Annotated in this window: 16 protein-coding genes; 4 read left to right on the top strand and 12 right to left on the bottom strand. The window is 37.2% G+C overall.

The annotated features are described in order from the left end of the window. Positions 1 to 2: 2 nt before the first annotated feature. The 12 genes from ACB104_RS09830 to ACB104_RS09775 form a co-directional block, all read right to left on the bottom strand. Positions 3 to 1,409 carry a TolC family protein gene (locus ACB104_RS09830; RefSeq protein WP_370478315.1) on the bottom strand — a complete coding sequence of 469 codons (1,407 nt, stop codon included), beginning with the start codon at positions 1,407 to 1,409 and terminating at the stop codon, positions 3 to 5. 87 nt (positions 1,410 to 1,496) lie between these two features. Continuing rightward, the gene (locus ACB104_RS09825) at positions 1,497 to 2,855 is read right to left on the bottom strand and encodes an HlyD family secretion protein (RefSeq protein WP_370478314.1); all 1,359 of its coding nucleotides are present in this window, start codon (positions 2,853 to 2,855) and stop codon (positions 1,497 to 1,499) included. 2 nt (positions 2,856 to 2,857) lie between these two features. Then, positions 2,858 to 4,525: a peptidase domain-containing ABC transporter gene (locus ACB104_RS09820; protein WP_370478312.1), complete on the bottom strand. Its 1,668-nt coding sequence runs from the start codon at positions 4,523 to 4,525 to the stop codon at positions 2,858 to 2,860. Between the two features lie 3 nt (positions 4,526 to 4,528). Next, the gene (locus ACB104_RS09815; RefSeq protein WP_370478311.1) at positions 4,529 to 5,200 is read right to left on the bottom strand and encodes a TetR/AcrR family transcriptional regulator; all 672 of its coding nucleotides are present in this window, start codon (positions 5,198 to 5,200) and stop codon (positions 4,529 to 4,531) included. A 129-nt stretch (positions 5,201 to 5,329) separates the two neighbouring features. Next, positions 5,330 to 6,031: a sulfite exporter TauE/SafE family protein gene (locus ACB104_RS09810; protein ID WP_370478309.1), complete on the bottom strand. Its 702-nt coding sequence runs from the start codon at positions 6,029 to 6,031 to the stop codon at positions 5,330 to 5,332. A gap of 1 nt (position 6,032) precedes the next feature. Then, positions 6,033 to 6,479 carry a FixH family protein gene (locus tag ACB104_RS09805; protein ID WP_370478308.1) on the bottom strand — a complete coding sequence of 149 codons (447 nt, stop codon included), beginning with the start codon at positions 6,477 to 6,479 and terminating at the stop codon, positions 6,033 to 6,035. Positions 6,480 to 6,541: 62 nt separating this feature from the next. Then, complete coding sequence (gene ccoG / locus ACB104_RS09800; protein WP_370479086.1) at positions 6,542 to 7,966, bottom strand: cytochrome c oxidase accessory protein CcoG; 1,425 nt, start codon at positions 7,964 to 7,966, stop codon at positions 6,542 to 6,544. Between the two features lie 82 nt (positions 7,967 to 8,048). Continuing rightward, on the bottom strand, positions 8,049 to 9,011 hold the full coding sequence (locus ACB104_RS09795) for a cbb3-type cytochrome c oxidase N-terminal domain-containing protein (protein ID WP_370478306.1): 963 nt from the start codon (positions 9,009 to 9,011) through the stop codon (positions 8,049 to 8,051). Beyond that, positions 9,008 to 9,193 (bottom strand): CcoQ/FixQ family Cbb3-type cytochrome c oxidase assembly chaperone, encoded by a 186-nt coding sequence (locus ACB104_RS09790; RefSeq protein ID WP_370478304.1) that lies wholly within the window; start codon positions 9,191 to 9,193, stop codon positions 9,008 to 9,010. The genes ACB104_RS09795 and ACB104_RS09790 overlap by 4 nt, the downstream gene beginning before the upstream one ends. Positions 9,194 to 9,211: 18 nt before the next feature. Then, positions 9,212 to 11,398 (bottom strand): cytochrome-c oxidase, cbb3-type subunit I, encoded by a 2,187-nt coding sequence (gene ccoN / locus ACB104_RS09785; protein ID WP_370478302.1) that lies wholly within the window; start codon positions 11,396 to 11,398, stop codon positions 9,212 to 9,214. An 11-nt stretch (positions 11,399 to 11,409) separates the two neighbouring features. Next, positions 11,410 to 11,595, bottom strand: a complete 186-nt coding sequence (gene ccoS, locus ACB104_RS09780; RefSeq protein ID WP_370478300.1) for a cbb3-type cytochrome oxidase assembly protein CcoS — start codon at positions 11,593 to 11,595, stop codon at positions 11,410 to 11,412. 211 nt (positions 11,596 to 11,806) lie between these two features. After that, positions 11,807 to 14,182, bottom strand: coding sequence for a heavy metal translocating P-type ATPase (locus tag ACB104_RS09775; RefSeq protein ID WP_370479084.1), 2,376 nt, complete (start codon positions 14,180 to 14,182; stop codon positions 11,807 to 11,809). A 106-nt stretch (positions 14,183 to 14,288) separates the two neighbouring features. Between ACB104_RS09775 and ACB104_RS09770 the strand changes: the two genes are divergently transcribed. The 4 genes from ACB104_RS09770 to ACB104_RS09755 all read left to right on the top strand — a co-directional run bounded on the left by ACB104_RS09770 (position 14,289) and on the right by ACB104_RS09755 (position 19,954). Next, positions 14,289 to 14,966 carry a Crp/Fnr family transcriptional regulator gene (locus tag ACB104_RS09770; RefSeq protein WP_370478299.1) on the top strand — a complete coding sequence of 226 codons (678 nt, stop codon included), beginning with the start codon at positions 14,289 to 14,291 and terminating at the stop codon, positions 14,964 to 14,966. Positions 14,967 to 15,054: 88 nt separating this feature from the next. Beyond that, positions 15,055 to 16,182 (top strand): vWA domain-containing protein, encoded by a 1,128-nt coding sequence (locus tag ACB104_RS09765; protein ID WP_370478297.1) that lies wholly within the window; start codon positions 15,055 to 15,057, stop codon positions 16,180 to 16,182. A gap of 3 nt (positions 16,183 to 16,185) precedes the next feature. Continuing rightward, on the top strand, positions 16,186 to 17,652 hold the full coding sequence (locus ACB104_RS09760; RefSeq protein WP_370478296.1) for a magnesium chelatase: 1,467 nt from the start codon (positions 16,186 to 16,188) through the stop codon (positions 17,650 to 17,652). 217 nt (positions 17,653 to 17,869) lie between these two features. After that, a complete protein-coding gene (locus ACB104_RS09755; protein WP_370478295.1) occupies positions 17,870 to 19,954 on the top strand; it encodes an HAD-IIB family hydrolase in 2,085 nt (694 codons plus the stop codon). The last annotated feature ends 7 nt before the right edge of the window (positions 19,955 to 19,961 follow it).

Here is a 19,961-nt window from a genome sequence, read left to right as displayed (position 1 = left end):
TTTTATTCAGCAGCTTCTATGTCAAAACTCGCCAATACATTAAATAAGGAGGCTTTTGTGTTGAAAAAGCTGTTTTCCAATTCTATGGCCTTAAGTTTGGCGTCAATGAGTTTTGATTCTCTCGAATTCACCAAAAACAATGAGCTTTCGCCCAAAAAGAATTTCCGTTCTTCGGCAGTAAGCATTTTACCGTAGTCTTCAATTATGGTGTTTGTATAGTCGTTTTGCAAAGCATAAGAATTCAATTCCTGGTTTATGGCATCAATTTTATTTTCCAGACTAATTTTGGTGTTTTGAATTTCAAATTCTGTATTCTGAAGTTTTATATTGGCCAATTTCAAATCGCCCCGCTCTTTTCTTAAAAATAGAGGAATGTTAATGTTTACACCACTTTTGTATGTAGATGTATTGAAAGACCTAGCTATATCTGGGGTTTGGGACAAAAAATTGTACTGTAAATCGATTTGTGGCAGTAGATTATTGCGCTGCAAACGTTTTTCAATGGTTAAACTTTTGAATTTATAGTCCAAGGATTTCAACTTGGGGTGATTTTCAATGTCAAAAGTTTCAATGTCCAGATCAGATGTATTAAGGGTGGTGTCAATGGTAATGTATGTATTTGTGTCTGGTACAATGCCTTCCTTAATTTCAACAGGTGTATTGTTGTTTAACCATAAATAGTTTGATAGTTCCAAGGATGATTTAATAAACTTAATCCGCGATTTCTCCAGATTCAACTTTCGGGTGTTCAAGGTGATTCTTGCTTCTATAGTGTCAATGGCAGGTTTGTCTCCCATTTCATAACTCTGTTTAATCCCGTTAAATCTTATTTCGGCATTGTTTAAAAAGGCTTCATATACCAGTTTTTCATTATAAGCTTTTAACCAATTGAAGTAAACTAAGGTGGCATCATATAAAATCTGGTTGACTAGCAACTGTCGGTCTGCCCTTGCTTGGTTTACATACAGTTTAGATTGACGAAGCATGGCCATGCGTTTGTTGGTCAGTAAACCCCGAGCTACGGGAATGGAAACACCGGCGCTGTAAAGCCCATCAGTTGGAACAGTTGCTTCGGGGTTTAGGTATGCACCTGAATTGTCCTCGAAACTGCCCTTAAACTCTATGCCGAACCATGTTGGGATTTTAAACGTGGCATTGAGTTTGTCGTAATAGTCCGTGTTTTTAAAAGTCTTTTGGTTATAGTCAACTTCAATTTTTGGGTCGAAGGCACCTCGGGCTTTTAACAATTTGGCTTCACTTTCAGAAATAACCAAATTGGCCTGTTTCACAATGGGATGATAGGCCTTTACGTACCCTAAATATTCTTCCAAGGTAATAACTGAAGTGTTTTCTTGTGCCTTAGCAAAGCCACTAACGAATAATATGATGCCCAAAATTAAATGTTTCATGTGCTTATAATTATTGTTTTTCATATGTCACATGTAACATCCATGTAATAATTTCTATGTTTGATTATGTTCTTTACCATGGATGTTTCATTTTTTATCTTCTTTTGAAGCTGTTTTATTCGTTTTTGGTTGGTAGTAGTTAGGAGGGAAGCTGTTTATTTGCCTCCACAATTCAAACCATATAGGCACATCTTCAAGAAGTGCAATGGTTCTTGCTCCGGAGCCAACCCTAATGTCTTCTGGCCATTTATAGTCTGCCTCATCTGGGGCTAATAGTACTCTGTATTTTCCATTATCACTTATAAAACGCTCAATGGCTACAATTTTTGCACCGTACGTTCCATAGGACGCATTTGGCCAACCGCTAAATACTATGGCGGGCCATCCATCAAATTGCACTCTTACTTTTTCGCCAATATGTAGCAAGGGCAAATCTATGGGTCTTACAAAAGTTTCAACAGCCAAATCGTATTGGGCGGGCATAATGCCAACAAGGTCTGTACCTTCTTTAAAGGTCACGCCAACACCACCGGTTACTGCTCTGTTGATATAACCATCTTGGGGGGCGGTTACATACAGCAAACTATTTCTTTTTTTGTAATTGCTAAAAGCGTTTTCAAGTTTTGTTACTTGGGCTTTCGTGTCGAACTGGCTGGATTTTGCCGTAAACATATCACTTTCTGCCTTGGATATTTTATCAGCAAATTCAGCGTTTGTCCTTGATAGTTCCAATTTGGCATTTATGGCTTCATTTTGGCTAGTCAAATATTTATTTTCTTGAGAAATTAATTTGGCCTGAGTTTCTTGAAGCTTAAGGCGTTTTTCTTCAACATCCTTTACGGCCATCAAGCCTTCGGTTTGTAATGTTTGTGTTCTGTTAAACTGACGTTCCGCAATGGCTATATTGGTTTTTGCCGCTTCCAGGTCTATGCTGTCACTTTTTACTTTGAGCTGTGCTTGCATCAATTTATTTTTGGCTTGTTCTAGTTTAAGCTTTTGCTCTGTTTTTAAAGCCAAAATCTGTCTGTTCAATGCTTCAACTTTTCCTTCATAGGCCATAACTGAGGATGATTTGGCTTGAATCTGTTCATTTGTACGTTCAACAAGCTGGTCGTCAAAATAGTCGCTTTTCACTTCTGAAATCCTTAAAATGGTATCGCCTTTTTTTACAAAATCACCTTCCTGTACAAACCATTCTTCAATACGCCCAGGTATTTGCGATTGGATGGTTTGCGGACGCTGATTCGGTTTTAAGGTGGTAACCAGACCTTGTCCGGTAATGTTTTGGGTCCAAGGAAGAAAAAGCACAATCACTCCAATAATGGCAGCTGCCAATAAAAATCTATTGAAGTGTTTATAGTATTTTTTATCAATTATACTTTTTCCAGACTTAAACGTAGTTAAGTCAATTTTTTTATTTAGTTGATTGTGGGATATATTCAGCATGACTAACCTCGTTTAAATTTTATTACACCTCTATCTAAATTGATAAGTTCGCTGCATTTGTCAATCCATGCACTGCTACTGCTCACTACAATAAGCCCCCATGGTCTATCCTTGTGGGTTAAGTAGTCTATTATAGTGTTTGTTTCGGCTTGGTTGAATCTGTCCAAAGCATCCTCGAGAATGAGAAGTTTTGGGGATTTCAAAATGGCTCGTGCCAACACCAGTTTTTTGGATATGGTAAAAGACATTTGTTTACCATCAGGATAAAGAACCGTATTTAGACCTTTTGCTTGGTCTTTTATGAATGGTTTTAATCCAACAATATCGAGGATTTCATAGATTTTTTCATCAGAAATTTGAGGGTTTCCGAAGGTTAAGTTTTCCCTTATCGTACCTTCAAAAGGAGTTTCGTCGGATAAGGAAAGGCCTAGTTGGGATCTGTAAAAGTTGAGTTGCAGGCTGTCAATAGACATGTCATTAATGTAAATATGGCCGGATGTTGATTTCATCACTCCCGCAATTAATTGAAGCAATGTGGATTTTCCTGCCCCGCTTTCACCTTGAATTAAAATTCTGCTTTTAGCATTTATGGTGAATGAAATATCCTTTAAAATAGGCTTTTCCCTATTGGATACCTCGTAACAAACATGGTCTAATTCTATGTTCATGCCCTTTGAAAATGAAGAGCTATCTCCGTTTTGCATTTCCATTTCCATATCAACAATCTGTCCGATTTTTTCAAGTGAAGTCAATGTGTCATAGAACGATTCCAATCCTAATATTAATTTTTCAACTGAAGCAATAACCAAAAGAATAATAATTTCAGCTGCAACAAATTGTCCAATGTTCATTTCTTGGTTCAGCACCAAAGCACCACCAATCAATAATAAGCTGGCCGTAACAATAACTTTAAAGCTTATCATTTGAATGAATTGCTGCATCAGTACCTTAAAGTGACTTTCTCTGGATTTTAAATACTCATCCACCAAAGCATCATTTTTATTCATGCCTAATTGAGTGCTTCCGGAGAGCTTAAAACTAATAACGGACCTTGCTATTTCTTGAATCCAGTGGGCTACCTTGTATTTGTTTTTAGATTCTTTTAAGCTGGTTTCCAGTCCTCTTTGGGCAGTGAATTTGAATACCACGAAAATGAGACCTAGTAACAATATACCAAATACAATAAAAAAAGGATGGTAAAATGAAAGTAATGTAAGGGCAAACAAAATTTGCAATACTGCTGTTGGAACATCGATTAAAATTTTGGACAAACTTTTTTGAATGGTCAAAGTATCAAAAAAGCGGTTTGCCAATTCTGGTGGATAGTAATTTCGAAGCTCCGACATTTTTATTTTCGGGAAACGGTAAGCCAATTCGAAAGACGAGCGTGTAAAAATACGTTGCTGGATGGTTTCAATGATTCTTAATTGCATCAATTGTAGAGAGCCTGAAAAAGCAACGCCCACAGTAACTATGATGACCAAGATAATCCAAGAGGTTGAAATTTGTGCCCCTTGAATTAAATTGATTATGGCTTGGATTCCCAGAGGTAAGGACAGAGCCACGATACCTCCAAAAATAGCATAATAGAAAATTTGGCGAATGTCTCGTTTTTCCAATTGAAGTAAGCCGATTAGGCGTCTCCAGGGTGTCATTTTAGATTGCTCCATAATTTAGACGGTCAAAGTTTTGAGTACAAGGTTTTTGTAAAATTGGGTTGGGGTAATACCAGCATTACAGTCGGTTATTGATATAAAATGCTCCTTCAAAAAATGCTGGTGTAAGCTGCCTTCCAAAATAGTGCTGGCAAGGCTTGATGGAAATTCATAATTGGGATTGATTTCTATTATCATATCTCTTAGGCGGTGCACAATGCTTTTGTAAACAACAAAATAGCCTTCTTTGTTTTCTTGGTCTACTTCTTTGGTTAAGAAGGATTTTGAGTTTTCATTAATTATAATTCGGTTTAAAATAACTTCGTTAATGTGTGAAAAATTTGAATCTTCTTTGGTGCTTCTGGTAACCACTTCAATGGCTTTCTTAAGCTTTTCATTTGGATTTAAGCTGTAGGTTTCAAAAACCAATTGGTACTCGACCCAAGCCCAATACCACGACGATAAATAAAGCAATAGTTTGTGTTTGCTCTCAAAATAGCGGTAAATAGAACTTTCGTTTGAGCCTATAACCGCTCCCAATTTTTTGAAGGTGAAACTATCAAAACCTAGCTCATCAATTAGAAGGATGCTTTGCTCAATGATGCGTTTGCCTAATGTTGAAGATTCTGGGTCTTTAACATAGATTTTTTCTGGCACCGAAATTTTTAAATTAGAAAGTAAATTTTTCATAAATGAAATTTATATTCGCAAATATAATAGTATTACTTTTAATAAAGAAATATAAACTATCAGTTTTATCGATATATAATCAATAAACCTTATAGGTGAAAAAATCAGGCAAAAATTAAATGGTTTTGCCTAGTGGCAACTCATACCATTTGAAACCATGTCATAAACAGGTTCGGGAGAAATGTAAGGAATGCCCAATCCCAATCCGCGTAGAATAAATAGTATGCCGATAAGCACAACAAAAATTGGAATGGCTTTTTGGATACGCTGTCTGGCAGTGCCTTTTAAAAACTGACTAAAATATATGGCCGTTGTCATTAAAGGAATGGTTCCAAGACCAAAAACAGCCATGTAGACGCTGCCGTTCAATGCATTGCCACTGGCAATAGCAGCAAAAACAGCCATGTAAACCAAACCACAAGGTAAAAACCCATTAAGAAAGCCGATGGTTAAAAATGTGTCGGTTCGTTTTCTTTTTAGGGCATTGCCCAAAGCGGACTTTACTTTGCTAATGAGTTTGTAAATCGGTTTTGCAACGCTGTATTTGTTGAAGGTTTTTTGTGGAATCAGCACAATTAAAATCATTATTATGCCAATAATAATTGATAGTTGCTGCTGGAAACCAAAAATATAGAGGCTTTTTCCAATGAGACCGAAAATCAACCCAATGATGCTATAGGCAAGCAACCGGCCAAAGTGGTAAAAGGTGATTTGTGATAGTTTTTTAAAGTTATTTGTTCTATCAACCGGAAGCATAAATGCAATAGGGCCGCACATTCCCACACAGTGGAAACTGCCCAGCAACCCTAAAACAAATGCTGAAATTAACATATTAATAATTTATTGTTTCTTTGTACAAGTAAGATTTATCTTGGTATTTCCAATCTACTTTAATGTTCCAGCGGCCATCTACCAAACGATTGTCAGGTATGAGCAAGTATGGTTTAGACAGAGAAATTGCAGTTTCAAAGTCTAATTGTTTGTTAGATGGCCTATATAGGAACATTTTTCCAGTAATCTTTTTATATTCTAAATCTTCAGGGAAATTAATTAGCAATCCTTCAGCAGTTTTTTCAAAACTGATGTTGGTTTCCAAATCATTGGCATTTTTCAACTTATCGATATCATTTTGGTATTTAAGCTCTTCGGCATAATAATCTTCCGTTACCAAATCGTGGTCGTACTTATCGCTAACGCTCATGGTAATGATGAAGTACATGATGAAGCTTATAAAACCTATAAAGGCTATTACAATTCCGGTTCCCCAATTAATTTTCATAATGCTGTTTTTTTTTTAATCTACGTTTTCAGACTTCCATCTTTGTGCTTCGGTCTTCATATTTACCTATAACTACGTGGCCCTAAAAAATTGGCCGTTGTGGTTTCAATAAGTTCATCGCCTTGGTAAACACCAATTTTAATTTTATTTCTATCGCCCGACAATGCCGAGTTGTTTATTTCTATGAACAATGTACCCTCGGCAAAGCCTTGTTTCGGCACGGTTATGGTTTCAGTTGTTGATACCAATTTCAATTCACCTTTTTGGGATATTAATTTTAAGCTCACGTCCTCAATATCTTGAGTGGTTTTGTTCACCAATTTATAGGTGAATACGTTGCTTATAATGTTGTTTTCTTTGTGTTCGTATAATTGTCCAGGTAATCTTAAAATAGTGGCTTCCACATCATTTCTCAAGAAAAGCATGCCAGTCAATAAACCAATTAAAATGGTTAAAACCACTATATAGCCTTTCATTCGGGCGGTTAACCTAAACGGTGCTTTCTTTTCAATATTATCTTCGCTGGCGTATCTAATCAAGCCTTTGGGTTTGTTGATACTTTCCATAATATGGTCGCATTCATCAATACATGCGGTACAATTAACACATTCCAATTGCGTGCCGTTTCTAATATCAATTCCGGTTGGGCAGACATGCACACACTGCAAACAGTCTATACAATCGCCATAGCCAAGTGCATCGCGGTCTTCATTCTTCCTGAAACTCTTTCTGCCATTTTCTGCTTCACCGCGTTTATGATCATAAGCAACAACAATTGATTTGTTGTCCAGTAATACTCCTTGCAACCTTCCGTAAGGACAGGCTATAACACAAACTTGTTCTCTAAACCAAGAAAACACAAAGTAAAATACAGCCGTAAAAATGAGCAGTGGGAACAGGGTGCTTAAATGGTTTAACGGACCTTCTGTAATGTATCTTATAAGTTTATCGCTGCCAATTAAATAGGCCAAAAATATATTGGCAATAAAGAAGGATATCACCAAAAAGATAAACCATTTTAAAAGGCGCTTTCTTATTTTTTCGGCATCCCATTTTTGTTGGTCCAATTTACGTTGTTTGTTTCTATCTCCATCAATCCAATACTCAATGCGTCTAAAAATCATTTCCATAAAAATGGTTTGTGGACAAATCCATCCGCAGAAAATACGGCCAAAGGCCACCGTGAATAGCGTAATAAACATCACGCCAATAATCATGGAAATGACAAACAAATGGAAATCTTGCGGCCAAAACGGAAAACCGAAAATATTAAACCGGCGTTCCAAAACATTGAACATTAAAAATTGGTTTCCATTTATTTTAATGAACGGTGAAAGGAACAAAAACGCCAACAAGAAATAACTAACCCATTTTCGGTAGTCGTAGAATCTTCCACTGGGTTTTTTGGGGTACACCCAAGCACGGTTGCCTTCTTCGGTAATCGTTCCAATAGAGTCTCTAAATATTTCGTTGTCTGGGGTTTCCACTCTGTGTGTTTTCATTTTAAACCTGCCAGATTTTTATAATCTGACAGGTTTAGTGGTTTAGTTTGAAGTTGTTTGTTTGCTATTAATCAGCCTTAAGTGTTGCTGTAGAGTCAACTTCTGTAACCTCTATTTCTGTTGTTTCAGCTGTTTCTGAATTTTCTGCTTTTACTTCATCGTTAGCCCAAAGGTCACCTTGAGGTTCTTTAGGTTCTGCCGGTGTTTTACCTTGGAATTGCAACACATAACTTGCAACCTGTGCGATTTCGTAAGGTTTCAAACTTTGTTTCCAAGCAATCATACCTTTACCCGAACGGCCACCTTCTGAAATTGTGTGAAAAACATTTTTTATGCCTCCGCCCAAAATCCAATATTCATCAGTTAAGTTTGGCCCGATACCACCGCCGCCATCAGATTTGTGACATGCAACACAATTGGTTTGGAAAATGTTTTCACCAGCTTTTAAATCGGCTGCATCCACTAAAACTTCAACGGTATTGAAATCTACCAAATCCTTGGCTGTTTTTTTGTATTCTTCCAAGTCTAGTTTTGCCTGGGCTAGTTCATATTCCAATTCGTCAAACTGCCCTGGGCCATCAAACACATGGTATCTTAATAGGTACACGGCGGCAAAAATGATACTGGCGTAAAAACCGTACAGCCACCAGGGTGGTAAACTATTGTCCAATTCTTTTATGCCATCATAATTGTGGTCTAAAATAATCTCACCTTCTTCTTCTATTGGTTTTTGTCCTAAAAGTTTCTTGTAAATGTTTTTCAACCAAGTAAACTGGTATGCTTTCTCTTTCTCGGCCAAAAAGCGGGCTTTGGCTTCTTCATCCAATTTATGGAGCATAACGTTTTCCAAAGCGCTAACTATGGCTTCAATGGCGATTAATATTAGAAGCACTAAAAACAGGAACAACATAACGGCAGGGTATTCAACAAATGCCGGTTTTTCGCCTGAATCGATAAAATATTCTACCGCTCCAAAAATTATAAAGAATGCTACAGGAACTCTTATCCAAGATGGGAATGATCGTCTCATAATATATCGTCGTTTTGGTTGTCTAATGGAATGTTGCTAACTTTTTTTATATAGTCTTTTTTCGCAGTAAATACCCACCAAAAAAGCACGACAAAAAAGGTGAAAAAAATGAGTAGGGAAATTATGGGGTATATCTCAATCCCCGTAATGCTCTCCATATGGTTTTTTACAAATTTTAACATGATGCTTTATTTTGATGGTTAGTTTTGTGCTGTTGCTTCTACTTTGATATCAGTTCCCAATCGCTGTAAATAAGCAATAAGCGCTGTAATCTCCCTGTTTTTCATTTCAACAAATGGTTCACCGTTTTCGGCAGCATATTTTTTGTCTGCTTCATAAGTTTTTGCGAAATCAGGATCGCTATAAAGGTTTTGCTCAATTTGCTCACCTTGGGCAGCCATACTTTCCTGAGCCTTAGCAATATCTTCATCAGAGTAAGGTACGCCCAAAGAAACCATGGTTTTCATTTTAGCTTCGGTTTGCGATTTATCCAATTCGTTTTTTATCAGCCAAGGATAACGAGGCATAATAGAACCAGAAGAAGTGCTTTGTGGGTCGTACATGTGGTTGAAATGCCAGTTATCTGAATACTTGCTACCAACGCGGTGTAAATCGGGTCCTGTACGTTTACTTCCCCAAAGGAATGGATGGTCGTAAACATATTCGCCTGCTTTTGAATACTCGCCATAACGTTCTACCTCACTTCTAAACGGACGAATCATTTGTGAATGGCAGCCCACGCAGCCTTCACGGATATAAATGTCGCGACCTTCTAGTTCAAGTGGAGTATATGGTTGAACACTTGCAATAGTTGGGATGTTGGATTTTACCATAATAGTTGGTACAATTTGAACAATACCACCAATTAAAATCGCTACCGTAGCCAAGATGGTTAATTGAATTGGTCTTCTTTCCAACCAAGTATGCCATCCTTCACTGGCAGTTCGTTTTTTAGTAACACGCTCAAGAGCTGGAGCTTCTGCCAATTCGTTTTCAACTTTACTACCTTGTTTAATGGTAACAATTACGTTGTAAATCATAATGAGCATACCAGTGATGAACAAGGTTCCACCGATGGCGCGCATCCAGTACATTGGGATAATTTCGGTTACGGTTTCTAAAAAGTTACCGTAAGTTAACGTACCATCAGGATTAAATTGTTTCCACATACTTGCTTGTGTAAATCCTGCAACATACATAGGCAATGCATACATAATAATGCCCAAGGTGCCTATCCAGAAATGTAGGTTTGCCAGTCCTAAAGAGTATAATTTTGTTTTAAATAATCTTGGTACTAAGTAGTAAATCATACCAAAAGTAAGGAAGCCATTCCAAGCCAACGCCCCTACGTGTACGTGGGCAATAATCCAGTCTGTAAAATGGGCAATGGCGTTTACATTTTTTAATGATAGTGTTGGTCCTTCAAAGGTTGCCATACCATATCCGGTAATAGCTACTACCATGAATTTTAAAACAGGGTCAGTTCTTACTTTGTCCCATGCACCTCGAAGAGTTAATAAACCGTTTATCATACCACCCCAAGAAGGCATTAATAACATAATAGAAAATGTAGTACCTAAGTTTTGTGCCCATTCGGGTAAAGCAGTATATAATAAATGGTGGGGTCCGGCCCAGATATAAATAAAGATTAACGACCAAAAGTGGACTATAGAAAGTCTATATGAGTACACGGGTCTATTTGCGGCCTTGGGCACAAAGTAATACATCAAGCCTAAAAACGGTGTGGTTAAAAAGAAGGCTACCGCATTATGGCCATACCACCACTGTACTAAGGCATCTTGCACGCCTGCATAAACAGAGTAACTTTTTAAGGCACTTACAGGAAGTTCCAAACTGTTAAAAATATGGAGTACGGCAACTGTTACAAACGTGGCAATGTAAAACCAAATAGCAACGTACAAATGGCGTTGTCTTCTTTTTAAAATAGTACCGATTAAATTCCAACCAAAAACAACCCAAACCAATGCAATGGCAATATCAATAGGCCATTCTAATTCAGCATATTCCTTTGATGTAGTAATACCCAAAGGAAGCGTTAAAGCGGCCGATACAATAATAAGTTGCCAGCCCCAGAAGTTAATTTTGCTCAGTACATCGCTAAACATTCTGGCCTTTAACAAACGCTGTGCAGAATAGTAAACACCGGCAAAAATGGCATTACCTACAAAGGCAAAAATAACCGCATTGGTGTGCAGTGGGCGCAATCTACCGAAACTTAACCACGAAATGCCGTCGGTTAAATTGGGGAATAAAAACATAAATGCCAGCAGTAAACCCACCAGCATTCCCACAACGCCCCAAAGCATGGTCGCGTATAAGAAATTTTTAACGATTTTGTTATCGTAATGAAACTGTTGCATTTCCATAATTATAGTTGTTAATCTTTTTTGGTTAGTATTGATTTATCGGATTTTTCTTTTACCAGTTCGTCTTCAAAAAGCATGCGCACAGAAGGTGTGTAGCTATCGTCGTATTGTCCTTTTTTTACCGCCATTACAAAGGCAAAAAAGAAACATACGGCCACAACAATGCTTATGGCTAATAAAATATATATAACACTCATACCTGTTTGAAGTTACGGTTCAAAATTACTTTCATACTCCTATCCAAAAGATGACATTTGTCATATTCCATGTTTTTTTATTTATTTTTTATTTTGGCGTTACCCTGTCGGGTCGGGCTTTACGCTGCAAGTTTTGGCTCGATGCACACCTCGTCAAAAGCTATTCACTGCAATCCCTAACGCACCTATCCGCCCAAGTAGGTGCATTCCATTATTTCAATTTTCTTCCTACAATGTTGGTGCAAATTGTGGTAAACGCCACAATACTTATGGAGCTTAAAGGCATTAATATGGCTGCTACCACAGGCGACAATTTGCCCGTTACGGCAAAATACAGCCCAATACAGTTATAAATAAACGAGAGCAAAAAACTCCATTTAATTATTTTGATGGCTGATTTCGAGACCTTGATATAATGGTACAACTGATTGAATTTTGAGGCATCCAAAATGGCATCACATGCAGGTGAGAACACATTAACATTCTCAGAAATGGCAATGCCCACATTACTTTGTGCCAATGCACCGGCATCATTCAGACCATCACCAACCATTAAAACATTGGCGCCTTCACTTTGATGGTACTTGATATAATCAAGTTTGTCTTGAGGCTTTTGGTTAAAGAGTAGCTTTGTTTTTGCAGGAAGCAGCTTAGTCAGATTTTCTTTCTCACCCGAGTTGTCGCCAGAAAGAATAACTAAATCATAATCTTTTTTTAGTTTATTGAACAACTTGGACAGTCCTTTTCTATACGCATTGTAAAATGTGAATTTTCCTTTATAGGTGTTGTCCGTGCTGACATGTACTGTAGTATTTAAAGTAGAAACATCATTGGAGCTCCCAACAAAAGGGGCGGAACCCACTTTAATGTGTTTGTTTTTGTACTTGGCTTCAATGCCTTGACCCAAATGTTCTTGGTAGGCATCCAGGGTTAAAATATCGTGCTGGTCCAAAAGGTTATATAAAGATCGGCTTAAAGGATGGTTAGATCCTCTCAAAGTACTTTTTAGAAGTGTTTCTTCCGATTTAGAAAGCTCCAGACCTTCATAATTAATTTGGGTTTCTTTGTTTGCCGTTATGGTTCCGGTCTTGTCAAAAATAACCGTGTTTATTTTGGCTAGTTGCTCAATAACACAAGCATTTTTAAGGTAGAATTTCTTCTTCCCTAAAATGCGTAAAATATTGCCAAAAGTAAATGGGGCAGCTAAAGCAATTGCACATGGGCATGCGATAATCAGCACTGAAGTAAACACATTCAACGCTTTGCTGGAATCAACAAAAAACCAAAAACCAGTGGCCAAAATGGCTATGCTTAAAATGGCAATGGTAAAATGCTTGCTTATTTTGTTGGTTATGTTGGTAAAAGCTAATTCTTTATCCTTTTTAAAAACGTCATTGCTCCAAAGTTGTGTAAGGTAACTTTGCTCAACAGATTTTAAAACATCAACTTCAATACTTCCATAAAGTTGTTTTCCGCCGGCGTAAAGCTTGTCGCCCGACTGTTTCGATACGGTTTTTGATTCGCCCGTTACAAAGCTATAATCTATTTGCGCATTTCCTTTTATCAAAATACAATCAACCGGAATAAGTTCTTCGTTTCGAATTAAAAGTCGGTCGCCTTTTTCAATATCATAAACTTGAATGGATTCCTCTTTGCCATCATCTGCTATTTTTGTTATCCCAATTGGGAAATACGATTTATAATCACGTTCAAACGATAAAAACGAGTAGGTTTTTTGCTGAAAAAATTTCCCGAGCAACAAAAAGAATACTAGGCCCGTAAGACTATCGAAAAAGCCAGATCCCGCATCAAAAATAATTTCGGCAGTGCTTCTTAAAAACAGCACAATAATGCCTAGGGCAATAGGCACATCAATATTTAAAATTTTAGATTTTAAGCCTTTATATGCCGAAATAAAATAGTCTTGAGCCGAGTAAACAACCACAGGCAATGAAAAGGCGAACATAAGCCACCTAAAAAGCGGTTTAAATTGCTCGAGCCAAAATTCGCCAACCTGAAAATATTCTGGGAATGATAAAAACATGACATTGCCAAAGGCAAAGCCTGCAACGCCCAATTTGTAAATCAAAGATCGGTTTACGTGCTTTTTTCCAACGCTATAGTCGTCGAGACTTATAAAAGGCTCATAGCCAATACTGCTTAGAAGGGCGACCAGACTTTTTAACGTCAAGGCTTCCATGTTAAAAGCTACTCTAACGGTTTTCTTGCCAAAGTTTACGGTTGAAGCGCTGATGGCTTTGTTAAGCTTGTTTAGGTTTTCCAATATCCAAATACAGGAACTACAGTGAATATGCGGAATGTAAAGGGTCACAATTTGGGTATCATCACCCTTGAACTCCAGCAATTGTTCAATAATCTTGGTGTTTTCCAAAAAGTTGTATTTACCCTCAATATCCTTTGGTGTAGCGCCCGGTGCTTGCTGTAAATCGTAGTAGCAGGTTAAGTCGTTTTCCGAAAAAATTTCATAAACAGTCTTGCAGCCATTACAACAAAATGGCTTGTCATCATAAATAATTTCGGAGGATGTAGCGTCTAAACCACAGTGGAAACATGTTTTATGCTCCATAAAAAATTTGCTCATTTATACCTGCGGCAAAAGTCTAAAGTAAAAGGATAAATTAATATGATAATTATCATGTTTTCATTAATTTTACCGAACTTAAAAAACAGGTATGGGTAAGTGCGAACAATGTATCATTAAACAATTCAATTCCTTAAAAGCGTTGACCAAAGAAGAATTGGTGCGTATTTCAGGTTGTAAAACAACCAAAACAATCAAAAAGGGCGAGGTGATTTTTGAGGAAGGCGAAACCATAAATGGTGTTTATTGTGTTAAGGATGGAATTTGCAAACTCTCAAAATTAAGTGAAAACGGAAAGGATCAGATTGTGAAAATGGTCGTTAAGGGCGATTTATTGGGGCAACGTTCCTTGATTTCAAACGAGAGTTCAAATCTTCAAGCTGTTGCTTTAAATGATATGGAAGTGTGTTTTATTCCTAAAAGTGAAATAATAGCCGACCTTCAAAAAAACCCAAAATTTTCATTTGAGGTGCTCAAAGAAATGGCCCATGATTTAAAGGAAGCCGACGATTTTATTGTTAATATGGCACAAAAGTCTGTTAAGCAACGTTTGGCCGAAACTTTAATATACATTTACAACAGTTTTGGTGTAAATCCAGATAATACCTTGAGCGTTTTATTGTCTCGTGAAGATTTTGCCAATATTGTTGGTACGGCTACAGAATCTGCTATTAGGGTGCTTTCCCAATTTAAAAAGGAAGGGCTTATTTCTACGGTTGGTAAGCAAATTAGAATTGAGGATCTAGAAGGGCTTAAGCGTGTTGAGTAGCCTTCATTTACTTTGCTTCTATTGCTATAAATAAATCCAATTATATTCTTTTAACTGTTGTATAAAAAATTGGTATTTTTATGCAGCTATGACAGACAAGAATACTTCAAGAAAAGGATTTGTATTTAAAACCTACGAGGCGCCCAATCAATCGCCCTTTGATAAACTTTTTGATATTTTCAAGGAATTGATAACCCATACTTCGGGTGATTTTGATGAAGCTATTGATTGGTTGCGCGAGCTGGACAAAGAGTACAACCTCACGACTCCAGATTATACCATAGACGATTTTATTGAAGACCTAAAGAAAAAAGGTTATCTCAGGGAAGAGATAGATTCTGATGGTAATGGCTCTTTGGCCATTACTGCAAAAACTGAACGGGCTATACGGCAGCAGGCACTCGATCAAATTTTTGGAAAAATTAAACGAAGTGGGCAAGGAAGCCACAGAAGCAAAAGCCCAGGAATAGGTGATGAACATACAGGTGATTTTAGGGATTACCAATTTGGTGATGCTTTAGATAAGGTGTCGATGACCGAGAGTTTGAAAAACGCACAAATAAGTCAAGGTATAGGTGATTTTACCTTGTCAGAAGACGACTTGGTTGTTGAGGAAACACTTCATAAATCTCAAATGAGTACGGTGCTCATGATTGACATCAGTCATAGTATGATACTATACGGTGAAGATAGAATTACACCAGCCAAAAAAGTGGCCATGGCATTGGCCGAACTCATTACAACCCGCTACCCAAAGGATACCTTGGATATTTTGGTTTTTGGAAATGATGCCTGGCAAATTGAAATAAAGGATTTGCCCTATTTAAAAGTGGGCCCATATCATACTAACACTGTTGCAGGTTTAGAACTGGCATTGGATTTACTCCGAAGAAAACGCAATACTAACAAGCAAATTTTCATGATTACAGATGGCAAGCCCAGTTGTTTGCGTTTGCCAGATGGTGATTACTTTAAGGATAGCTTTGGGTTAAATCCAAAAATTGTAAATAAGTGCTATATGATGGCGCAGCAAGCTCGTCGTCTCCATATACCTATCACAACATTTATGATTGCCAAGGACAATTATTTGATGCAATTTGTTAGGGAGTTTACTTATGCTAACCAAGGCAAAGCATTTTATACAGGGCTGAAAGGCTTGGGTGAAATGATTTTTGAAGACTATGAAACAAACAGAAAAAAAAGAATTAGAGGATAAGAAATGAAATTAGAAAATATTAAAACATTAGGCGAACTTAAGGCATCAGGATATAAAAGTAAATCCATAAAAGATGAGTTAAGGGATAATTTAATAAAGAAAATAAAAAATAAAGAAACCACTTTTGACGGAGTGCATGGCTATGAAAATACAGTAATCCCAGAATTGGAACGCGCTATTTTATCACGTCATAACATAAATTTATTGGGGTTGCGCGGGCAGGCAAAAACCCGTTTGGCTAGATTAATGTTGAATTTATTGGATGAGTATATTCCTTATGTTGAGGGCTCAGAAATTAACGACGACCCTTTTAAACCTATTTCACGATATGCCATAGAGTTGATAAAGGAAAAAGGAGATAAAACGCCGATATCTTGGTTGCACAGAAGTGAGCGATTTGCGGAAAAATTAGCCACTCCCGATGTTACAGTGGCTGATATCATTGGTGATGTAGACCCTATAAAGGCCGCAAATTTAAGGCTGAGTTATGCTGATGACCGAGTGATTCATTATGGCATGATTCCACGGGCTAACCGATGCATTTTCGTGATTAACGAATTACCAGACTTACAAGCCAGAATTCAAGTGGCCTTGTTCAATATTTTACAGGAAGGCGATATTCAAATTAGGGGCTTCAAGTTGCGATTGCCACTCGATATTCAATTTTTGTTTACGGCAAATCCTGAGGATTATACCAATAGGGGAAGCATCGTAACCCCTTTAAAAGATAGGATTGGTTCACAAATTTTAACGCACTATCCTGTCGATATTGAAACAGCCAGACAAATTACCGAACAGGAAGCCAAAGTGGTTGAAAGCCAAAAAGCCACCGTAATTGTGCCAGATTTAGCCAGGGATCTGTTGGAGCAAATCGTTTTTGAAGCCCGCGAAAGTGAATTTATCGATTCCAAAAGTGGCGTTAGTGCACGTTTAAGTATAACAGCTTTAGAAAATTTAATGAGCACTGGAGAAAGGCGTGCTTTAATAAACAGTGATGGGCAAACTACCGTTAGGTTATCTGATTTTGTGGGCATCATTCCTTCCATAACTGGTAAAGTGGAATTGGTTTATGAAGGTGAGCAGGAGGGAGCTGCAGTAGTAGCATATAATTTAATTGGTGAAGCTGTAAAAAGTTTGTTTCCCGAGTTTTTTCCGAAAATTGAGAAACTACAAAAGCAAGATGAGGTTGGACCTTACGATGATATTGTGTCATGGTTTTTCAATCAAAAGGAAGGTTTCGAATTATTGGACGATTTACGCGATAAGGAATATAAAAACTTGCTAAGCGCCATTTCGCCGTTAGACGATTTATTGGGTAAATACCAACCTAAACTATCAAAACAAGACAGCTATTTTGTAAAGGAATTTCTGCTTTGGGCTTTAGTTGAGTTTAAATTGCTGAGTAAATTTAGGTTCTCTGAAGGCGTACAATTTAAAGACCCTTATGGAAGCTTTATCAGCGGAATTTGACCATTTTATTCATTGGTAAATTAGGACTTTGATCTTCTAATATTTTTAAATCCATATTAAAACATATCTAATTTTTGCGTTCTGATAAAAAAAGACACAAGCTTTCATAAATGTAGGTTTTAGTATCTTTTTTATGTATATTATGCAAATAATGATTCTTTTTTGATGGTTTTTAATTGAAAATTATCAAAAAATCGAAAAGAATGTTTTTTAATTTATGGCAGCAAATCTTGCAAATAAGAGTTTCATCAAGCTCTTATCTTTTGATATTGATAACACCTTGGTTGAGTTTCATACCCTAAAAAGTAATTTTCCTAAAATCTGGAAAAAGTATAAAAATGGAACAGATATTTTACTTACCTACAATACAGGTCGATTAATTGACGATGTTAAAAATCTAATTGAAAAAGGCGTTTTGCCAGAGCCAGATTATATTATTTCTGGTGTAGGCACACATATATATGATTACCCAAATCAATCGGTGGTAAAGGAATTTAATGATGTTCTTGACGATGGCTGGGATTTGGAAACCGTGGAAAGCATTATACAGAACATAGACCATCCAATTAGCGAGCAACCTTCCAGATTTCAACATTCCTACAAGAGAAGCTATTTTTTTCATGATGCCACACCAGAACACATCACTGAAATAGAACAGAATTTTGCCAATGCCAACATGCATATTAATGTAGTCTATTCTGGGGAAAAGTTTTTGGATATTCTTCCGAAATGGGCAAATAAGGGCAATGCGCTACAATGGTTGCTTAAAAAGCTCAGTTTAGATTCAAGCGATGTTTTAGTGGCTGGCGATAGTGGAAATGATTCTGCTATGTTCAACCTAAAGAATATTAACGGAATAGTAGTGGCGAATGCTCACGAAGAACTTTATAAATTCACTAAGTACAGACAAATATATCATGCAGAAGGAGAACATGGAGACGGCGTTATTGAAGGCCTCATCTATTACGGTATTTTGCCAAAAGAAGCGCAGTTCGTTATAGAAAAGGATCATTCTGAGGATTTCATTATTCAACAGGAAAGGATAAATATTGCTTCGGAAGATGAAGATGAAAAAATAGCCCTCATAAAAGAAGGGTATACCAAGGCCATTAAGGCACTAAAAAAGAATATTACACCCTTAGGTTTTTCGGCCTGCTCAATAAAAGATAATGAAGCTAGTGGTACTGACGAAAATTATCACAGTGTTTGGGCTAGAGATGGCGCAATAACAGTTATTGGTTCACTTCCTTTAATTCGCGATGAAGAAATTCATAAGTGCCAGAGACAAACCTTAGTGACTTTACTTGAGCATATTTCTCATAATGGTCAAATTCCATCCAATGTTCGAATTAAGGATAACATGGCTGATTATTCGGGAGTTGGGGGTATTTGCTCTATAGATAGTGGTATATGGGTGGTTATTGCCTTCTATGAATATGTTCATGTGACAAAAGATATTGATTTTCTTCGAAAATATATTGATGATATAAAGGAAACCATGCGTTGGTTAGGAGCGCACGATAGCAATAACGATGCTTTGTTGGAAATACCTGAAGCTGGCGATTGGACGGATTTGTTTGGTGGAAGCTATAACATCTTATACGATGAAATTTTATGGTATCGTGCCAATGTATGCTTTGGGAGAATGTTAGAAATATTAGGAGATTACGAGGATGCGGGTAAGTACATAAGATGGTCTCAGGTTATTAAAAAGGAGATACTGCAAAACTTCTGGCCTTCCACACAGCAAAAATTGTTTCAGTCGGTCTCTTTTGCAGAACGCCAGTTTACATTGGGGGACACTTCTTACTTAATAGCTCAAACAACACCATTTGACTTTAGTTGGCGCTGTGATGTTTTTGGGAATGTTTTGGCCTTTTTACATGGTGCGGTAGATGCCGAAAAAGCACACAAGACCTTGAAATTTATGTTGGGTGTTGGTGTTAATGATCCTTTTCCGGTCTCAAATGTCTATCCCGTGGTTACGCCAGGAGACCCAGATTGGAGACCTTACTATACGGTTAATTTATTAAATCTTCCCAACCATTACCATAATGGAGGCATCTGGCCATTTGTTGGCGGATTCTGGGTAAAGTTTATCAATAAATTAGGGTTGAAAGATGTTGCCATTTCTGAGCTACATAAGTTGGCTTTGATAAACAAGGAAGGATTGACCGAAGAATGGGAATTCACCGAATGGGCACATGGCACAACGGGTAAAGCTATGGGAAAGGCTTATCAAGCTTGGTCGGCAGCCCAATATATTTCAGCCTGTCATGATTTAAAAATAATTAATAAATAATAAAATT

Origin of the sequence: Tamlana flava, assembly GCF_041287255.1 — a bacterium.
In the GTDB taxonomy this organism is placed as follows: Bacteria; Bacteroidota; Bacteroidia; order Flavobacteriales; family Flavobacteriaceae; genus Tamlana; species Tamlana flava.
The sequence above is the reverse complement of the archived record's forward strand: the minus strand, read 5'-3'. Positions and strand labels throughout refer to the sequence as shown.